An 18579-nucleotide genomic window follows, 5' to 3' on the forward strand; every position below is an offset into this window, starting at 1 on the left:
AGCATCCCAATTTTGCAAAAACAACCGCCACAACACCAAAAACTCTCCTCTTCCTTCTTACCTTCGTGTCCTTCGCTCCTTCGTGGTTCGTTCATTTCAGGTCTTGAAATCAAGCAAAAAATAAACTTACACATTTGGGATGCTCCCGGGAGATGGGGAGGTATCAAGTCAAAAGTCAAAATTAAGAAACTTTTGCCTATTGCCTATTGCCTATTGCCTTCTTTCCCAATCACCAATTACCCAATCAAAAATTTTAACACCCATCCTATAATAATTCCTAAACCACCAAAACGGACTGCTTGCCAAAAAGGCCGATTTAGGTTTTTCCAGGAAAATAACTGGCTTTCTAGGTTAACTTCTAGGGCTTCTAGCTCTTTTTCCAAGCGTTTTAACTCGGCTGTGATTTCTGGTGTCTGATTTTTATTTTCTTTGAGATTTCTAATTTCTTGTTGCCATTGTGCCTTTTGCTGTTGATCCCGTTGCACTTGGGCATATCTTTCTTTTAACAGTCGCAGTCCGGTTTCTAGTTCCTCTAGTTCCTGTTCAAAGTCGGTTTGCTGGTTTTCCTCTGGTTTGGTCATTGGTGATGGGTCATTGGCTATGATAATTACATCATAACTTTTACTCTTAACTCAGCACTTAGTCTTATGTATCAAACCAGTCAATTAAATGATGTTACTACTCTGGAACTTGCCCAAGCTTTGATGGAAAAATTAACTATTTATCCTGATGACTGGCATCGTCTCAAGTCTAACCGCAATGCCCGCGCTAGTGAGCTTGTAGCGGCTGCTATGGTTTTTTTGGTCAAAAATGAGCCTCAAGAGGCACAAGCTAGGTTAGAACAGGCTATAGGCTGGTTAGATAAGTCTATTTCTGCCCCTCCTTGTCCTACTCACGGTAAACATTGAGGGATTGGTGATTGGTGATTGGTGATTGGTGATTGGGAATAATATTACCCATTACCCATTACCCATTTTCTATCTTCTTAAAGATAACAAACGCCGAGTTTCTATTTGCTTGCAAAGTCTTAATTCTGTTCCTTTGCGGTTCCATTGTACTTGATCAAATATTTGATGCAGAAGAGACATCCCTCGACCGTTTTCTGATTCATCTGGTGGTAAAAAGTCGGTGGGATCATTATGAGCATTACAACAAGGAGTAAAACCATTACCTTGATCGGAAATAATCCACCAATATTGATTATCTATCAAGGAAAAACGAACTACTACTAGTTTACTGGGATCAAGATTATTGCCATGTTTAGCTGCGTTTACTAGGGCTTCTTGCAGTCCTAGCCGCAGTTCGGCTTGTAATTTTGTGGGAATATCTGCCAATAATAAATCTAATATTGGGCATAGATAAAGAGTGGAGGCAAAACTAATAGTACCCCAAGAGCGACCAAGTGGACGAAGAGAAATGGTAATCACAAGAGAAACCCCGTAGCTTTTAGTTAGCTAGACATCAGTTTGCTGTTATCGGCACCCTGATAAAGATTAAGGTGGTCATGCTGCCTTCAAACTTGCGTCTGTAAAACTAAATTTATGAAATTGCTAGGGAGCATTGACTCTAAATATAAGTGAAAATTGCTTAATTAAAATTTGGCTGTAATTGTTTTGCTAATACAATTAACAACTTCTATGTTTCTATTTATTACTTTGGGAAAGTATATAAATATTCAACTTTCTTTGTAGCCGCTTAATAATTTGCACAATTTATTTCACTTTTTCAAATCAGAGTCATGCAACTTTAATGGTTAAAAAAGAAATCTTTATTTTTAGGTTAATTTTATTTTAGCATTATTAGTATGCACTGGACTACAAATTTTCCATTTAAGTTTTTGTAAACAATTTGGTTAACATATAAGCTAAAGTTAATAGTTGCTTTTAGCATGGATATCGCTGGAGAAAGGCTGCTGTTTCTACGTGAGCGGTTTGGGGAAAAAAGTCGGCTGGCTGTACTCTTGTAAGATGGTATTGTCCATGTTCACACAGTAATTTTAGGTCACGAGCCAAGGTGGCTACTTTACAGCTGACGTAAATAATGCGCGAAGGTTTCAGGTTCAGTAAAGATTTGATGACATTAGCTTCACATCCTTTACGTGGCGGATCAAGTAAGACAATATCTGGTATAATTCCCAAATTTGGTAGATTTTTCTCCACTGCTCCTACTTGAAAGGTTACATTATTAATTTCGTTTTGTTGGGCATTGAAAATTGCCTGTTCTACGGCTGCCAATTGCACTTCCAAGCCGATAACTTGGCGTGCTTGTTTTGCTAGGGGTAAAGTTAAAGTACCAATACCACAATAGGCATCTACTAAAACTTCCTGACCTTGTAAATTTAATTCTGACTGAATGACTTGTAACAGTGCTTCAGCCGTTTCTGTATGAACTTGAAAAAATGTATCCGGGCGGATTTGAAATTCTAAACCAGCGAATTTTTCTTGCAGGTAAGGAATCCCAGCAATACAAGTTGTATCTTTTCCAAATATAGCATTTGTGCGATCGCTATTGCGATTCAAACAAACTCCTACTAACTGGGGATAACGCTGTAACCATTCCTGGGCTTGGGTTTCAATGTCTGGTAAATTTCTATCTTTGACTACTAAAGTTAGTAGCATTTCCCCTGTACGGCGACCTATACGTAAACTTAAATGGCGAATTTGCCCTTGGTGGCGTTTTTCGTCATAAATTGACCAATCACGCTTTTTAATATCCTGTTTTACTTCCGCTAATAAAGGATTTAAACGAGCGTCTTGAACTGGACATTGATTTAAGTTAATGAGTTGATGACTACCTTTTTGGTAATAACCAGCTTGAACTTGTCCGGTAGCTGAGATCCGGACGGGATAGGTGGCTTTGTTGCGATAACCTAAAGATGATGTTGTGGATAAGACGGGAGCTACTGAGGGGTTAATAAAACCGCCTATTCTTTCTAAAGCTTGAATTACTTGATTATGTTTTGATGTAAGCTGATAATCATAATTTATATGCTGCCACTGACAACCACCACATTTATCAGCAACAATGCAACTAGGTCGGATACGTTGAGGAGATGATTGAAGGATTTGTTTGAGAGTAGCATGAGCATATTTGGGTTTGACGTGTGTAAGTCTGACTAAAGTGCGATCGCCCACTACTGTATCAGGAACAAATACTACACGCTGTTCAAAGCGTCCTACGCCATCACCAGTGTCGCTTAAATCAGTAATTTCTAGTTCTATTACTTCACCCTGTTGCCAAACTGTATTAGTCATTAGTCATTAGTTATTAGTTATTAGTGGGTGGGAATAGGGAATAGGGAATAGGGAATAGGGAATAGGAAAAATATTATTAACAAATATTAATTTTTACCAATCACCAATTACCAATTACCTCTTCCCCAGTCACCAATCCCCAGTCACCAATCACCAATATACCCTTCACTTCTGTACCGCGAACTGGTTAAACTAACAAATAATATAATTTCCGTGATTACATAATCATGACTGTAATTAGCCAAGTTATTCTCCAAGCTGACGACGAACTGCGTTACCCTAGCAGTGGCGAACTCAAAAGTATCAAAGAATTTTTGCAAACAGGCGCACAGCGGACTAGAATCGCTGCAACCCTGTCAGAAAACGAAAAAAAGATAGTTCAGGAAGCAACCAAAAAACTTTGGCAAAAGCGCCCTGACTTTATCGCTCCCGGTGGCAATGCTTACGGAGATAAGCAACGCGCTTTATGTATCCGTGACTTCGGCTGGTATCTGCGCTTGATTACCTATGGTGTGCTTGCTGGTGACAAAGAACCAATTGAAAAAATTGGGTTGATTGGTGTACGGGAGATGTACAATTCTCTCGGTGTTCCTGTACCGGGAATGGTAGAAGCTATCAACTGCCTTAAACAAGCATCCTTGGGCTTACTGAGTGGTGAAGATGCAGCAGCAGCAGAGCCTTACTTTGATTACATCATTCAAGCGATGTCCTAATTACAAGGTTTCTCTGCAACATTAGCGATCGCCATCACGGCTGGTGCTTTGCGTAAAGCTACTGGTGATCTTGCTCATTTGATCACTCTTTCCCCACACTTGATAGTTGCTATGGCAAAATTATGGCAACATATTTGTCAAGTTATTATAAAGTTGTGGGGATATTTTATGTGCATCTATGTGCATTTACTGACGCTCACCAAAAACAAAAAACCGACAGGAGGCTGTCGGTCATTAGTTGTGTTCCCTATTAATGACTCGGCTAGAGTTCAGTTATGAGTTATTATCCCAAGATGTTCATTCTTAGAGGAGGATCTTCATCATGGATAATGGTGATTGTAATCATATTCATCGGTGATTTTAATCACTGAAGAATTGAAGAAAAAATGTATACCTTTGAGCAATTGATTGAAAGAGAAAAATACATCATTTTGATGGCAGCAGAAACAGTCAATTGCATATAGTAGTCAAATTTTTGTAAACACTAACACATTTTGGTAAAATGTATCTGAATCTTATTAAAGTAGTAGCAGCAACAATCTTATTAAATGGAATTACTGCTTGTACTACACCTACTCAAAACCAAATTTCTGCGGACAATAGCCGCATTACCGAAAATAAACCCATTGTAGATAGTAATAAATCTGCACAAAATAGACCAAATAATAAAACAGCTACTATTTCTGTGGAAGGGGAAAAAACCAACATTTCCTTAAAACTTTACCAGGAGAAAAATATATTTAGTACCTACTTTCCTCAAGAGGATTTTTTAGTTCAAAATAAAGATATCAATAAAGTAAGAGAAGTGAAATTTACTGCTAATTTTGGAGGTGTAAAAAATAAAAATGCTTACATTAAATTTGTCTTTCCTGATGATTTAAAAGCTTTAGAAGAAGTCAAAAATTTTATTAATAGTAAAGATGGGATAATTGCATCTAATAAATGGCAAATTGTCAATCGTAGCAGCACTGTAACCTATCCTTGGGCAAAAGAAAAGATTACTTTTAGTAAAGGTCAAGAGATTTTTGGTAATATTTATATTGGAGAAGAAAAGGGTAAAGTATTTTATGCAATTACCCATTATCCAGCAGAATATGGAGATGGTTTTGAATCAAGAGCAGATTTGATTTTAAGTAATTTGGAAATAGGTGGATAATGTCAAATCTTTTAACTGTCACCTCTTTATTTTTGTCGTAGTTGAAAAAATAGGAATTTTTCGCAGGGTGAAAACAGATACTATCTTCTATCAACTCTTTCAAACATTACCAAATATTCTTTTTGAATTGATTGGTAAACCAGCTACAGAAGCAGAAAATTATCAATTTACATCTGTAGAAATAAAAGAGTTAGCATTTCGGTTTGATGGGTTATTCATACCAAATTCAGAGATACCTGAACAACCGATTTATTTTGTTGAGGTGCAATTTCAACCAAAAACAGATTTTTACTGGAAATTATTTGCAGAAATCTTTATTTACCTCAATCAATATCAAACAAAAAATGATTTTCATGCAGTAGCGATTTTTGCTAAACGTAGCTTAGATCCTGGTGTACCTATCCAGTATCGAGGTTTGCTAATGAGTCAGCAAGTAACAATCATTTATTTGGATGAATTAGAAGTTACTAATGATAATTCCGTTGGGTTGGGGATGGTAAAATTAGTAGTAGAGAAAGAAGAAACTGCAATTGATCACAGTCAACAGTTAATGGACAAATCCCGACAACAATTTACAGATGCAGCCCAAAGGCAAAAAGTCTTACAATTGTTAGAGACGATCTTAGTTTATAAATTCAATAATTTAACCCGTCAGGAGATAGAAGCAATGTTTACTTTTGAAGATTTAAAGCAAACAAGGTATTTCCGAGAAGTTGCGGAAGAAGAAAGAACAAAAGGTAGGCTAGAAGGTAGGCTAGAAGGTAGGTTGGAATCAGTACCGCTATTAATAGAGTTAGGTTTGACGGTGGAAGAAATAGCAACAAGGTTAGATGTGGATATTGAAGCGGTAAGGAAGGTTGCGGAAAAATCTGGGGATCAAAATCCTGTGGAGTAAGGTTAAGAGGAAATGGAAAGTGATTAGTTTAACTGATCACTTTTTTCAAAATTCTATCTCATCATGGGAAATAAAGCCATTTTTGACATCTAAATCACCATGATTATTATGCTTTTACTCTGCGATATGCAGTGTTTTTACCCTTAGTATTTTCTACACGAGATATTAAATTTCTTTCAGTTAATCCTTTAATGGTTTTTCTACAATCATAATCAGTTTTAAAATGACATAGCCTCTTAATTGTGAAAAGTGTTATTTGATCATGCTTATTTAGATACTCTAAAATAATTTCTTCTGAAGATGCCAAAAGTTCATGACGTATATAGACTATAACACTATGCTCCTTTTCTTCAATTTTTGGCTGCTTTAAACCTAACATTTTCATTGCTCTGAAAGCTGTATTTAGTCCTTCACCAATATCTTTATTAGGTGGATCTGGAAACTTGTAAATGATTCTAACTAAATTACCATTTCTGGAACTTCTTTCATCAAGAATATTGTTTACAGTAATATGTCCTGGTAATTTCCCAGGACTTTCAACTTCTATTCTATTATCAAATATTCTGATATGAATATCGTCAGTCCGACTATAATCTCTATGTAACACTGCGTTAGTAATTATTTCATGGAGTGTTTCTGGAGGATAGGTCACTTTTTCCAATCCACAATCGCTCAATTTTGGTATTGACTCTACTATCTCTTTTGTTTTCTCAACAGCACTTTTGATTTGGCTATATATCTCACCTTCAATTGTGATTGGATTAAAGGCCAAACTTTCTCTAATACCTTCATCATCTGTAGTTTTATATCTATAGATTTTAATCCCACAATGTTTAGGAATTATTGCTTGTGGAAGTTCTGAGAATAATAATATTCCACATACTGTAGGTAAATCTTTACGTATCAATTTTTGTTTAGTTAAAAATTGTAAAGGTTCTGAGATAATACCATTATTTTTGATAAAATTTAACATTGAATTTGATTCCGTCAATTCCTCTATTTCTGCATTAGAAACAGTTTGATTTTCAAAAGATTCTATACCTTTATTATACAAAATTGTTATAATACCTTCCTCCGATTGACGTTTATTTTCTGCATTTCTTCTAAGAAAAACATCTTTGTCGGAAGCTCGTATTAAACTTTTAGTTTTTGGGATTTCAATATGTAATACTAAACCTTTATTTGAAAAAGATAAAAATTCATAATCACACCCTTCTTCTGTAGTAAATAAATTATCAATTGTCGTAATGAAATTATTAGCATCTTCTTGTTTTTTAAAGCCTTCCCAGTATCTTATCTTCTCTTGCTTTCCGTTTTCTGTAGTTGTTTTTTCGGCTATTCCAAGATATATCTCTCCACCCTCAGCATTAGCAAATGCCGATATTGTTTGGGAAAGTCTACTTGGTTTTATATCAATTGCCTTCATATCTAAAAAATGAGATTCTTGACGTTGCAAGATCCTTATATAATCTTTATACATAACATTTTTAACATTAAAAGACATTTTTATCTCCTGATAGGTTCAAGATTTATAACTTTTTTATTATATCCCAATCAAATTCAATCTCATGAATAACATATATTAGTTGAAATTATCTATTTATTGAAAATATTTATAGTTTTTTATGTTAAAATCATATACTGTCTTAATAATAGTATTCCCAGTCAGAAAACAGGAAACTAGATCAACCCACCCAAAAATTAACCAACATGAAAACATCTACCGATATACAACGCACCTTAGAAATGGCTTGTGTTTTTTTAACAGATCAATTTTTTTTAACCCTATTTATCTTTAGTCCCCTAGATATTTTCTTGATGTTTCTTAATATCTGCTAGTATTTCATCCATTGTCACCTGATCTAACCATTGATGACGTTCTTCTGTATAGTCTCCACTACCATTATCAAATTGACGAATAAATCTGATAGCGTCCACATATCCTAAAGCATCTACAAGAGCTTGAAATCCTTTTCTGTATAATTCAATTGGGGTCATTTTCTCCTCCTTGTACAATATTATTAGTAGCTTCTGCTAACCAGATCATTGGATTAGCAACTATTATAGTTATATTATCCTTATAGCTTAATGATTTTGACAATAGACGGCTATCAGTGGTTAGAAAAATATCGGCGTTATTTTCAGCACAAGCCAGATGAAAAGCATCAAATTTTTTAATATTAAAAGTTGTTAATTCTATTGCACGTCTAGTAATTTCTTCTGTAACCAAAATCTTATCATGAGCCATTCTTAATACTTTTTGTACTTGCTCTCTCCTGTTTATATCTGGAGTCCTAGCAATTTCTAATTCTAAAGCTGTACTGCTGACTAATTGCCATGTTCCAGATAGACAATTATTGATAATTTCTAAAATTGCTTCTGTTTCTAACCTAATTCGCCATTGGGTTTGGTCATCAAAAGGACGATTAAGGCAACAAACGTCCAAATATATTCTATATTGTTTATTCATAGTTTTAAAACAATGTAGAAGAAGATTATACTCCACTTGATGCGTAACCAGATAAAATAATCATCTGTCCTCTTGGTGCATAACAAACCATGACCACCGAAAGTCCCTTTTCTCCCCAGGAAATCGCCTCAGAAGGCATTAAACCACAAGAATATACCGAAATTGTCCGCCGCTTAGGCCGTCACCCTAACAAAGCCGAACTAGGTATGTTTGGGGTAATGTGGTCAGAACATTGTTGTTATAAAAATTCCCGTCCCCTCCTCAAACAGTTTCCCACCACAGGACCCCGCATTCTTGTCGGACCCGGTGAAAATGCCGGTGTGGTAGACTTAGGCGATGGACTGCAACTAGCTTTTAAAATAGAATCCCATAACCATCCTTCCGCAGTTGAACCCTTCCAAGGTGCTGCTACAGGTGTGGGAGGTATATTAAGAGATATTTTTACAATGGGGGCGCGTCCAATTGCGTTATTAAATTCTCTGCGTTTTGGTAGTTTGGATGATCCCAAAACCCAAAGATTATTTAATGGCGTTGTAGCGGGTATTTCCCATTATGGTAACTGTGTAGGTGTTCCCACGGTAGGCGGTGAGGTTTATTTTGATCCAGCTTATTCAGGAAATCCCTTGGTTAACGTCATGGCACTGGGATTAATGGAAACACCAGAAATAGTAAAATCCGGTGCTTCAGGAATTGGCAACCCTGTATTATATGTTGGTTCAACCACCGGTAGAGATGGTATGGGTGGTGCGAGTTTTGCCAGTGCAGAATTAACCGATGAGTCAATGGATAACCGTCCTGCGGTGCAAGTGGGCGATCCATTTTTAGAGAAGTCTTTAATTGAAGCTTGTTTAGAGGCATTTAAAACCGGGGCAGTGGTAGCGGCTCAAGATATGGGTGCTGCGGGTATCACTTGTTCTACTTCGGAAATGGCAGCCAAAGGCAGTGTCGGTATTGAATTTGACCTTGATAAAGTTCCAGCACGTGAGTATGGAATGATACCTTATGAATATCTGCTTTCTGAATCTCAGGAAAGAATGCTATTTGTGTCCGAAAAAGGCCGAGAACAAGAGTTAATTGATATTTTCCACCGTTGGGGACTTCATGCGGTGGTTGCAGGTACGGTAATTGCTGAACCAATTGTCAGAATTTTGTTTAAGGGTGAAGTTGCTGCGGAAATACCTGCGGATGCTTTGGCTGAAAATACGCCTTTGTATGAAAGAGAACTTTTAGCAGAACCGCCAGAATATGCAAAAACAGCCTGGGATTGGAGTGTTGATAGTTTACCTAGTTGTGATGTTAGGGGAATTACAGTTAATGGTAAGTTACAAAGTTGGCAGGATGTTTTATTAACTTTGCTGGGTACACCTACCATTGCTTCTAAGAGTTGGGTATATCGCCAATATGATCATCAGGTGCAAAATAATACTGTGTTGTTGCCTGGTGGGGCAGATGCGGCTGTAGTGCGCTTACGTCCTTTAAATTCTTTCCCAGTCACCAGTCACCGAAGCGGAGTTGCTGCTACGGTTGATTGTAACTCTCGCTATGTTTATTTAGATCCTTATGAGGGTGCTAAGTCTGTTGTAGCTGAAGCTGCAAGGAATCTTAGTTGTGTGGGTGCTGAACCTTTAGCGGTGACAGATAATCTTAATTTTGGTAGTCCTGAAAAACCTATCGGTTATTGGCAGTTAGCGTCAGCTTGTAAAGGATTAAGTGAAGGGTGTCAGGAGTTGGGAACGCCTGTTACGGGTGGAAATGTTTCTTTGTATAATGAGACTTTTGACGCTCAGGGAAATTCCCAGCCTATTTATCCTACTCCTGTGGTGGGAATGGTTGGTTTAATTGAGGATTTGGATAAAATTTGTGGACAGGGCTGGAAAAATGTAGGTGATGCAATTTACCTTTTAGGTTTACCTGTGCAATCCAAAATCCAAAATCCAAAATCTAAAATCGAATTGGGAGCTTCTGAATATTTAGCAGCGATTCATAATACGATTGCAGGTAAACCGCCAAGGGTTAATTTTGATTTAGAACGGAAAGTACAAAGCGTGTGTCGTTATGGTATTCATTCTGGGTGGGTGCGTTCAGCACATGATACTGCTGAAGGCGGTCTAACTGTAGCTTTGGCGGAATGTTGTTTAAGTGGAAAGTTGGGAGCAGAATTAAATTTAGGTATTTCTGCAAACTCTGCTTTTCGCTTTGATGAAGTGTTGTTTGGTGAAGGTGGTGCGAGAATTTTAGTTTCTGTGAATGTGGAAAATCAGGAAATTTGGGAATCCTATTTACAGGAACATTTAGGAGAAAATTGGCAAAAATTAGGTATTGTTGCTAATTTGGCAACAGGGTTAACAGTGACTACTGCTGATCACCAAGAAGTTATGAAAGTCAGCATTAGCGATATGAGCAACGTTTACGATCAGGCGATCGCCCAACGTCTCGCTCTCTATGCCAATACATAAACCGCATCAATGTCAAGGATCGGGCATGAAAATTTACAATTCATCCCCCATCCTTGACCAATTTACGGTACTGTTTTAATGGATGGTTAAAGATTTATTAAGAGGCAGGAGGCAGGAGTCAGGAGTCAGGAGGAAGAAGGTAAATATTTCTCCCCAGTCACCAGTCACCAGTCACCAGTCACCAGTACCCAGTACCCAGTTACCAGGAGCAAAAACCAGCATGATTCCCCAGCATTCTATCACTTCTGATCCATCTATAAATATTAGTGAAATTAGTGAAAACGCTTGTGATAAACCAGAAGAGGCGTGTGGTGTTTTTGGTATCTATGCACCAGAACAAGATGTAGCAAAAATGGCATACTTTGGATTATATGCCCTGCAACATCGGGGTCAAGAATCTGCTGGTATTGCTACCTTTAATGGACATTATGTACACCAGCATAAAGATATGGGGCTGGTTTCTCAAGTATTTAATGAAACTATTTTAGAAGAATTAGTCGGTAATATTGCAGTTGGTCATAACCGTTATTCTACTACTGGTTCTAGTCGCAAAGTTAACGCTCAACCCGCAGTTATCTCAACTCGTCTAGGTCATTTGGCTTTAGCACATAATGGTAATTTAGTCAATACCATACAATTGCGGGAAGAATTACTTCAGAGTAATGTTCATTTGCTAACAACCACCGATTCAGAAATGATTGCTTATGCGATCGCCGAAGAAGTCAATGCTGGTGCAGACTGGTTAGAAGGTGCGATTCGTGCGCTTCACCGTTGTCAAGGTGCATTTAGTCTGGTAGTTGGTACACCCGATGGTATCATGGCAGCAAGAGATCCTAACGGCATTCGTCCCCTGGTAATTGGTACATTAGACAGTGATCCAGTACGTTACGTTCTCGCTTCCGAAACCTGCGGTTTAGATATTATCGGTGCTGAATATCTGCGCGATGTCGAACCAGGAGAGTTAGTTTGGATCACAGAAAAAGGTTTAACATCACACCGATGGAATCAACAACCCCAGCGCAAGTTGTGTATCTTTGAAATGATCTACTTTGCTCGTCCTGATAGCGTCATGCACCATGAAACATTATATAGCTATCGGATGCGATTAGGACGGAGATTAGCGGAAGAATCACCAATAGAAGCAGATATAGTATTTGGTGTACCTGATTCTGGTATACCTGCGGCCATTGGTTTTTCCCAAGCATCAGGGGTAGCTTATGGTGAAGGTTTGATTAAAAATCGCTACGTCGGTAGAACATTTATTCAACCTACCCAAAGTATGCGGGAAACGGGCATTAAGATGAAATTGAACCCCCTGAAAGATGTATTGTATGGTAAGCGGGTGGTAATAATTGATGATTCCATTGTTCGGGGAACTACTAGCCGCAAACTCGTTAAAGCATTGCGTGAAGCAGGTGCATCAGAAGTACACATGAGAATATCTTCCCCACCTGTCACCCATCCTTGCTTTTATGGGATTGATACAGATACCCAAGATCAACTAATTGCCGCTAAAATGTCAGTAGCAGACATAGCCAAAAAATTAGAAGTTGATACCCTTGCTTATTTAAGTTGGGAAGGAATGTTAGAAACAACCAGAGAAGATACAAATAGTTTTTGTTCTGCTTGTTTTACAGGTGATTATCCTGTAGCTATTCCTGAACAGGTGAAGCGTTCTAAATTAATGTTAGAAAAAGCTACAGTTTAGATCATTATATCATCTGGTGGGGTGGGCATCTTGCCTGCCTCAATATTTTATTTTGTCAGAATCAGGATCACCAGGATTATAGGATTAACAAGATTTTAATTTGATAATTTATCATAATATTTAAAAATCATCGAAAAATTACATCTTTTAAGAATCATCCACACCCTCATTTAGATAACATCGAAAAATCCTCACATCCCAAAAATAGAACTTTCAATAATATCCTGTAAATCCTTAAATCCTGTAAATCCTGATTCTGACAATTTAATATTTTACCTCTTTCCCACATCCCCAAAAATCAACATCTAAAAATCCTCATCCCCGCAAAATTTTTTCACCCAAAACACTTGACAAAATCCTTAGACTTGACATATACTAATATAATGGATATCTGTTTCGCACATATATAACGTCTTTTTAACAACTCAATCCTAAAAATCTTTAAATCCTGGTTATCCTGATTCTGACAAATAAGATTTTATCTCACGCAAAGACGCAAAGTCTTTCTTCTTACTGTCACCTGTAACCTGTAACCTGTAACCTACTATTGGAACTCCGTACAAAAAAACGTTACCCTAAACACAGGACATAATTCCAAAATCAAAAATCCAAAATCTAAAATCAAATGACTTCTACCACTCAAATCCAAGCATTAGATGTACCTACAGCTATATTACAACGTCGTTCTATCAAAACCTTTAAACCAGATCCCATTTCCCCAGAAATGCTTAAACAACTGGTAGAATTAACCGTAGCAGCACCCAGTAGTTTTAACACCCAATCTTGGAGAATAGTTTTAGTTCAAGATGAAAATCAAAAAGCTGCATTATGTGAAGCATCTTGGAATCAAAAACAAATTATTCAAGCACCTGTAACCTTTGTATTTGCTGCTGATGCAACTGCTGGAGAACAAGATTTAACACCCATTTTAGAACAAGGATTAAACACCGGCGCTTGGAATGAGGGAACAGTTAATTATTTTAGAAATGCTATTCCCCAATTTCAAGAAGCTTTAGGAGATAAGCGTCGGGAATATGCTATTAAAGATGCCATGATAGCTGCTACAAATTTAGTATTAGCAGCAGAAAGTTTGGGTTTATCTACCTGTTTTATGAATGGTTGGATTGAAGATAAAGTAAAAGCAGTGATTGGTGCAGAAAATAACCCAGATATTTGTATTGCAGTGGTTGTACCTGTAGGATATGCAGCCGAACCCCGTTTAAATCCTGGTCGTTTACCGTTATCTGCTAATGTATTTGTGGATAAAATAGACAACCCATATCAAGATTAATGAACAATATCTAAATAACAATATCCCCGACTTCTTGATTTCATTTTGTAAATCAATTCAATTATTTTTTCAACAGAAGTCGGGGATCTGAATTTATCCATGTTGTAAAAAATCAATCTTAGGTAATAAAGGATCATTAACTATTCCCAAACCTGCAAATCCCCAACGTTTTAATAAACTTCCCACCTGTGTACCTGGAATAGATTCTACAGCTAAACGACTCGCTAAATCAGCAGCATGAGCATTTAAATAACTGAGTGCTTCAAAATCTTCTTTAAACAATAATAAATATCCTGATTTATCCTCATCAATTTTTGCAGTGAGATATTTACCATCTGTCTTTGACCGAATAATATAATAAACTTCAGAAAGCATAATTTTTAATTCGTAATTCGTAATTATTCCCTATTCCCCATTCCCTATTTTCTAATTCAAATCTTCTAATTTAATTCTTGGATCAGCAGCTTTTAACATTAAATCAGCAATTAAATTTCCTAGAATTAATAAAACCGCACTCATCACTAAACTAGCCATGACTAAATATTCATCTTTTGCCAAAACAGCTTGTAAAGTTAATTTACCCAAACCAGGCCAGTTAAAGAAGTTTTCTGTAATAAATGCACCACTTAATAAACTTGCTAATTCAAATCCTAACAAAGTAATTAAAGGGTTAATAGCATTCCGCAAAGCATGAACATAAATAACACGGTTTTCTGGTAATCCTTTAGCACGAGCAGTTTGAATATAATCTTGCCGCAAAACATCCAATAATTGACCACGCATGATTCTTTGTAAACCAGCAAAACTGGTAATACTTAACGCAATCAAAGGTAAAATGCTATGCCAACCGATATCTAAAATTTTTCCGAACCATGTCAGTTCACCATGATCAATGCTAGTCATGTTACCCACAGGAAATAAGGGGGTAGTGACTTGGGCTAAGAATAAGAGAAATAAGGCAGTGATGAAACTAGGAAAACCTTGTCCAGCGTAACTTAAAACCTGTAAAATCTTGTCCGTCGGGCGATTTTGTTTAACCGCAGCGAGAATACCCAGAGGAATAGCGATCGCCCAAGTTGTAAATAAAGAAGCGATCGCTAACAACAAAGTCGCTGGTACTCTTTCCCACAACAAAGACGACACAGAACGCTGATAAACAAAACTTGTCCCAAAATCACCCCTAGTCATAATTTGCTTCAACCACAACCAAAATTGCTCAGTCCAAGACTTATCCAAACCAAACTGTTGTGTAATTTCTTTAATCCGTTCTGGTGAAATCTTAGAATTGTGTATCAATGTAAGTAAAAAAGTACCTGGTGACAATTTCATCACAAAAAACGACAACGCAGAAGCTAGAAAAATAGTTAACAAAGCCTGTAGCAGCCGTTTTATCACATAAATAAAAGTTTCATCTGTGACTAGCTTAATCAGCCAATCTCGACCAGTCTCTAAAGCAATTTTTGTATTAGTCATTAGTTGTTAGTTGTTAGTCATTAGTCATAAGTCATAAGTTAATTCTACCCAATCACCAGTCACCAATCACCTAATATTCAACCAAAGAAATAATTGGTACATCTGGTAAATACTTGCGTCCTTGCAAATCCCGTAGCTCGATGATAAACCCAAAACCCACAAGTTCACAGCCAATCTTCTGTACCAAAGTAGCTGTTGCACTTGCAGTTCCACCCGTAGCAATTAAATCATCTACAATCAAAACCCTGCTACCTGGATGTAAAGCATCCTGATGTACCTCCAAGCAATCTGTACCATACTCTAGTTGATAATCAATTCTGTGAACTGCTGCGGGTAACTTGCCTTTTTTGCGAACCGGAATAAAACCAGATCCCAATTTATAAGCCAGAGGTGCGCCAAAAATGAAACCCCGTGATTCCATACCCACAATGCAATCAACTGAGATTTCCAGTTCAATACATTTTTGTGCTAAAAAGTCAATAGTGTATCGCAAACCCTCTGGATTACGCAGTAGAGTTGTAATATCTCGAAATACAATTCCAGGCTTAGGAAAATCTGGTATGTCACGAATCAGAGATTTTAAATCCATCGTATTCAGTAGTAACAGGGAATAGAAAATAGGGAATAGGGAAGCAGGGGGAAATTATTTGTATTTTCCCAGTCACCAGTCACCAATCCCCTGAAAAATCGTACACTATAATTTCATCTTTTGGAGATTATTGCTGTAAGTTTCGTCAATCATTGACAATAACTAAGAATTTAACCCAAGCTAGAGATGTATTTGTACCGTTAAACTAGATAGGTTAGTAAACTGATGCTTTAAAAGTTTCATTAGAATATACGGGAATCTTGGTATAACAAAAGTAAGTATTGTATATATTGAGATGCTTATCCATAACCACAAAACCTGATTTCTGGTTTAGCTATCTATCTTAAATAGTGTTTAATGTTGTTTTATTCATCTCACTCAGTCTGTTGGCATAACACAAGGTATTTTAGAGCATGAATGTCTCCGCAAGCGTAAAGTCATTGAATGATCCAACTCCTGAGTCCATGCCGATGATACTGGACACATTACCAGATCCAGCCATAGGACCCAAGGGCTGTCCCCGCAGAACCACATTACAAATAGACTTGATGTTACTGGCAATTGAAGCTTTAGAATTGGGTGGTTCTGAAGCCATCCTCGCTTTTGCCCAAGAACTAGACCTAACAGGAATTGTCAAAAACCGAGTAAATCTATGGAGAATGCGTGCTTCTAACCCTTTAAGAAGAGCGCATAACCGCCGTCCCCTCACCATCATGGAAGCAAAAGCTTTAGTAGTAATTGCTTGCTACATAGCGCGGCGGTTAACAGTAGTTATCCGACAGATGCTAATGATATATCAGCAATTATCAGAAAAGCAGATTCCACTAGAGCAAAATTTACGACTAGCTAATTACCTAGAACGGTTTAGAGCGCATTTTAAAAGTCGGATGAATGCCAGACGTTCTGTTTTACTAACATTAAACTCAGACGAGAAATTAGATGAACTGGCTATAGACTTATTAGAAAAATTACTATTCTGCACAGGTACAGCTGGAATGCAGCGTTTCTGGATTTCTCTTTTTGACGGTGAAGTAGAGTAAAGTAGAATGAATATTCAACGTAAGTACAGTTTACCTAATTGCACGCTACTCTTAGAAGGGTTAAGTGATGTCGCCCCTACCACCCAATTTCAAGAACTGCGTCCAGAATTATCTATATTGGTGAATGCAGAATGCTATTTATCTAGTTATAGTCAGCCTATAACCGGAGGGCGAGAATTTTTTGAAAGCTTAGTCAGAGCGGTAAGCGCCTATGCTCAAGAATTTTTAAGTAATGTCCCCAACCCTCAAGCACACAACGGTGACTCAGAGTTAGTCGAGTTACAAAAAATTGATAGCAACAGACACAAGTTAATTGTACATTCAGAAATTACAGGTGATGGTTTGCAATCTCAATCAAACGCAGTTCAACAATCACCTATTCAAATTGATTTGAATACTGTACAGTTGTTTGATTTAGTCGAAGCTGTAGATCAGTTTTTTGCTGATACTCAAACCTTACCAGAGTTAACTTTGGAACTACAACCAGTCACCAGACGTTATCATGGTGCTAGTCAAACTATAATCAAACAAGCAGTACCAGCTACTGTAGGAGTATCCAGTTTAGCAGTAGCAGCGGTAGCCTTTAGCTTAATTCCTCCTCCCCAGGTACGTCCACCAGAACCGAAGCAAGAAGAACAAACCAGCACAGCAATACCCACAGCATCACCTACACCTACCAGTGAAGCATCACCTACAGCCTCAGCCACACCTATTATCAAAGATTTAGAAGCACTTCTAAATACAGTTCCAGAAATTACTGACCCCTCCCAGCTACGGGCATTGAATCGCCAAGTGTATAACCAAATTCATCCTGTCTGGGAGAATCGTTCGGAAATTACAGAAGATTTAGTCTATCGCTTGGGTGTAGCTGGTGATGGAAGTATTGTTGGTTATAAAGCTGTTAACAAAAATGCCAATGATGCAATAGAAAAAACTCCACTGCCAAAATTACTCTACAATCCTGCTAACCGCACTGTCACCAACGAACCCATTGCTCAATTTCGAGTAGTTTTTACCAGACAAGGTGTGTTAGAAATTAGTCCTTGGTTGGGATATACCAGAACACCAGATGTCATCGGTGAAAAAATCACTGATTCTAGTACACTCAAAGACTTAAATCAAAAGCTTTATAATACAATTCGCCAAAACTGGAGTGTTACACCTACCTTTAACAGAGAACTTAGATATCGGGTAGCCGTTAACAAAATTGGTGTCATCGCTGACTATGAACCACTTAATCAAGTCGCCTTTGACTATTTTCGAGAAACACCCTTACCACAAATGTTTCAATCTGTCTACGGTTCAAATCAAGCTGCTCCCAACAATAAAGAACCTCTTGCCCATTTCCAGGTAGTCTTCAAATCTAACGGCACTCTTGAAGTCACTCCCTGGCAGGGATACAGGTGACTGGGGACTGGGGACTGGGGAAGAAAGCAGGAGGAGAATATTAACTTTTGTCTATTGCCTATTGCCTTCTTTCTGTTCCCTGTTCCCTGTTCCCTTTTTTACCAATTACCAATTACCAATTACCCAT

The 18579-nt window shown here is 37.5% G+C and carries 18 protein-coding genes; 9 read left to right on the forward strand and 9 right to left on the reverse strand.

Features of this window, described 5'->3' with window-relative positions; genetic code table 11:
• Positions 1-236: 236 nt before the first annotated feature.
• Positions 237-581 carry a hypothetical protein gene (locus PN497_RS22970; RefSeq protein WP_096567511.1) on the reverse strand — a complete coding sequence of 115 codons (345 nt, stop codon included), beginning with the start codon at positions 579-581 and terminating at the stop codon, positions 237-239.
• A 66-nt stretch (positions 582-647) separates the two neighbouring features.
• Between PN497_RS22970 and PN497_RS22975 the strand changes: the two genes are divergently transcribed.
• The gene (locus PN497_RS22975; protein WP_096567509.1) at positions 648-908 is read left to right on the forward strand and encodes a DUF6439 family protein; all 261 of its coding nucleotides are present in this window, start codon (positions 648-650) and stop codon (positions 906-908) included.
• A 69-nt stretch (positions 909-977) separates the two neighbouring features.
• Here PN497_RS22975 and PN497_RS22980 read toward each other — a convergent pair whose 3' ends face one another.
• Both PN497_RS22980 and rlmD read right to left on the reverse strand, forming a co-directional pair.
• Positions 978-1427: an ATP-binding protein gene (locus tag PN497_RS22980; RefSeq protein ID WP_096567507.1), complete on the reverse strand. Its 450-nt coding sequence runs from the start codon at positions 1425-1427 to the stop codon at positions 978-980.
• 456 nt (positions 1428-1883) lie between these two features.
• The gene (gene rlmD, locus PN497_RS22985) at positions 1884-3254 is read right to left on the reverse strand and encodes a 23S rRNA (uracil(1939)-C(5))-methyltransferase RlmD (protein ID WP_096567506.1); all 1371 of its coding nucleotides are present in this window, start codon (positions 3252-3254) and stop codon (positions 1884-1886) included.
• 227 nt (positions 3255-3481) lie between these two features.
• Here rlmD and PN497_RS22990 point away from each other — a divergent pair, with 227 nt between their 5' ends.
• From PN497_RS22990 to PN497_RS23000, 3 genes are all read left to right on the forward strand, one after another.
• A complete protein-coding gene (locus tag PN497_RS22990) occupies positions 3482-3967 on the forward strand; it encodes an allophycocyanin subunit alpha-B (protein ID WP_096567504.1) in 486 nt (161 codons plus the stop codon).
• A 502-nt stretch (positions 3968-4469) separates the two neighbouring features.
• A complete protein-coding gene (locus PN497_RS22995; RefSeq protein ID WP_096567502.1) occupies positions 4470-5123 on the forward strand; it encodes a hypothetical protein in 654 nt (217 codons plus the stop codon).
• Between the two features lie 67 nt (positions 5124-5190).
• On the forward strand, positions 5191-6018 hold the full coding sequence (locus tag PN497_RS23000) for an Rpn family recombination-promoting nuclease/putative transposase (RefSeq protein WP_096572656.1): 828 nt from the start codon (positions 5191-5193) through the stop codon (positions 6016-6018).
• 106 nt (positions 6019-6124) lie between these two features.
• On the opposite strand, the gene PN497_RS23005 is transcribed toward PN497_RS23000, so the two are convergent.
• The 3 genes from PN497_RS23005 to PN497_RS23015 form a co-directional block, all read right to left on the reverse strand.
• A complete protein-coding gene (locus PN497_RS23005; protein ID WP_096567500.1) occupies positions 6125-7522 on the reverse strand; it encodes an ATP-binding protein in 1398 nt (465 codons plus the stop codon).
• Between the two features lie 299 nt (positions 7523-7821).
• Complete coding sequence (locus PN497_RS23010; RefSeq protein WP_096567498.1) at positions 7822-8016, reverse strand: hypothetical protein; 195 nt, start codon at positions 8014-8016, stop codon at positions 7822-7824.
• A complete protein-coding gene (locus PN497_RS23015) occupies positions 8003-8488 on the reverse strand; it encodes a PIN domain-containing protein (RefSeq protein WP_096567496.1) in 486 nt (161 codons plus the stop codon). Before PN497_RS23015 ends, PN497_RS23010 begins: the two co-directional genes overlap by 14 nt.
• Positions 8489-8577: 89 nt before the next feature.
• Here PN497_RS23015 and purL point away from each other — a divergent pair, with 89 nt between their 5' ends.
• From purL to PN497_RS23030, 3 genes are all read left to right on the forward strand, one after another.
• Positions 8578-10944, forward strand: a complete 2367-nt coding sequence (purL, locus tag PN497_RS23020; RefSeq protein ID WP_096567494.1) for a phosphoribosylformylglycinamidine synthase subunit PurL — start codon at positions 8578-8580, stop codon at positions 10942-10944.
• A gap of 220 nt (positions 10945-11164) precedes the next feature.
• A complete protein-coding gene (gene purF, locus PN497_RS23025; protein WP_096572655.1) occupies positions 11165-12652 on the forward strand; it encodes an amidophosphoribosyltransferase in 1488 nt (495 codons plus the stop codon).
• A gap of 625 nt (positions 12653-13277) precedes the next feature.
• Positions 13278-13943, forward strand: a complete 666-nt coding sequence (locus tag PN497_RS23030; RefSeq protein WP_096567492.1) for a nitroreductase family protein — start codon at positions 13278-13280, stop codon at positions 13941-13943.
• 93 nt (positions 13944-14036) lie between these two features.
• On the opposite strand, the gene PN497_RS23035 is transcribed toward PN497_RS23030, so the two are convergent.
• The 3 genes from PN497_RS23035 to PN497_RS23045 all read right to left on the reverse strand — a co-directional run bounded on the left by PN497_RS23035 (position 14037) and on the right by PN497_RS23045 (position 16005).
• A complete protein-coding gene (locus PN497_RS23035; protein WP_096567490.1) occupies positions 14037-14318 on the reverse strand; it encodes a hypothetical protein in 282 nt (93 codons plus the stop codon).
• Between the two features lie 51 nt (positions 14319-14369).
• Positions 14370-15416 carry an ABC transporter permease gene (locus PN497_RS23040; protein ID WP_096567488.1) on the reverse strand — a complete coding sequence of 349 codons (1047 nt, stop codon included), beginning with the start codon at positions 15414-15416 and terminating at the stop codon, positions 14370-14372.
• Positions 15417-15486: 70 nt separating this feature from the next.
• On the reverse strand, positions 15487-16005 hold the full coding sequence (locus PN497_RS23045) for an adenine phosphoribosyltransferase (protein ID WP_096567487.1): 519 nt from the start codon (positions 16003-16005) through the stop codon (positions 15487-15489).
• Positions 16006-16418: 413 nt separating this feature from the next.
• Between PN497_RS23045 and PN497_RS23050 the strand changes: the two genes are divergently transcribed.
• Together PN497_RS23050 and PN497_RS23055 are read left to right on the forward strand one after the other, a co-directional pair.
• Positions 16419-17045, forward strand: coding sequence for a DUF3038 domain-containing protein (locus PN497_RS23050; protein WP_096567485.1), 627 nt, complete (start codon positions 16419-16421; stop codon positions 17043-17045).
• Between the two features lie 6 nt (positions 17046-17051).
• Positions 17052-18452 (forward strand): DUF4335 domain-containing protein, encoded by a 1401-nt coding sequence (locus tag PN497_RS23055; RefSeq protein ID WP_096567483.1) that lies wholly within the window; start codon positions 17052-17054, stop codon positions 18450-18452.
• The last annotated feature ends 127 nt before the right edge of the window (positions 18453-18579 follow it).

Origin of the sequence: Sphaerospermopsis kisseleviana CS-549 (assembly GCF_028329225.1) — a bacterium.
GTDB lineage: Bacteria > Cyanobacteriota > Cyanobacteriia > Cyanobacteriales > Nostocaceae > Sphaerospermopsis > Sphaerospermopsis kisseleviana.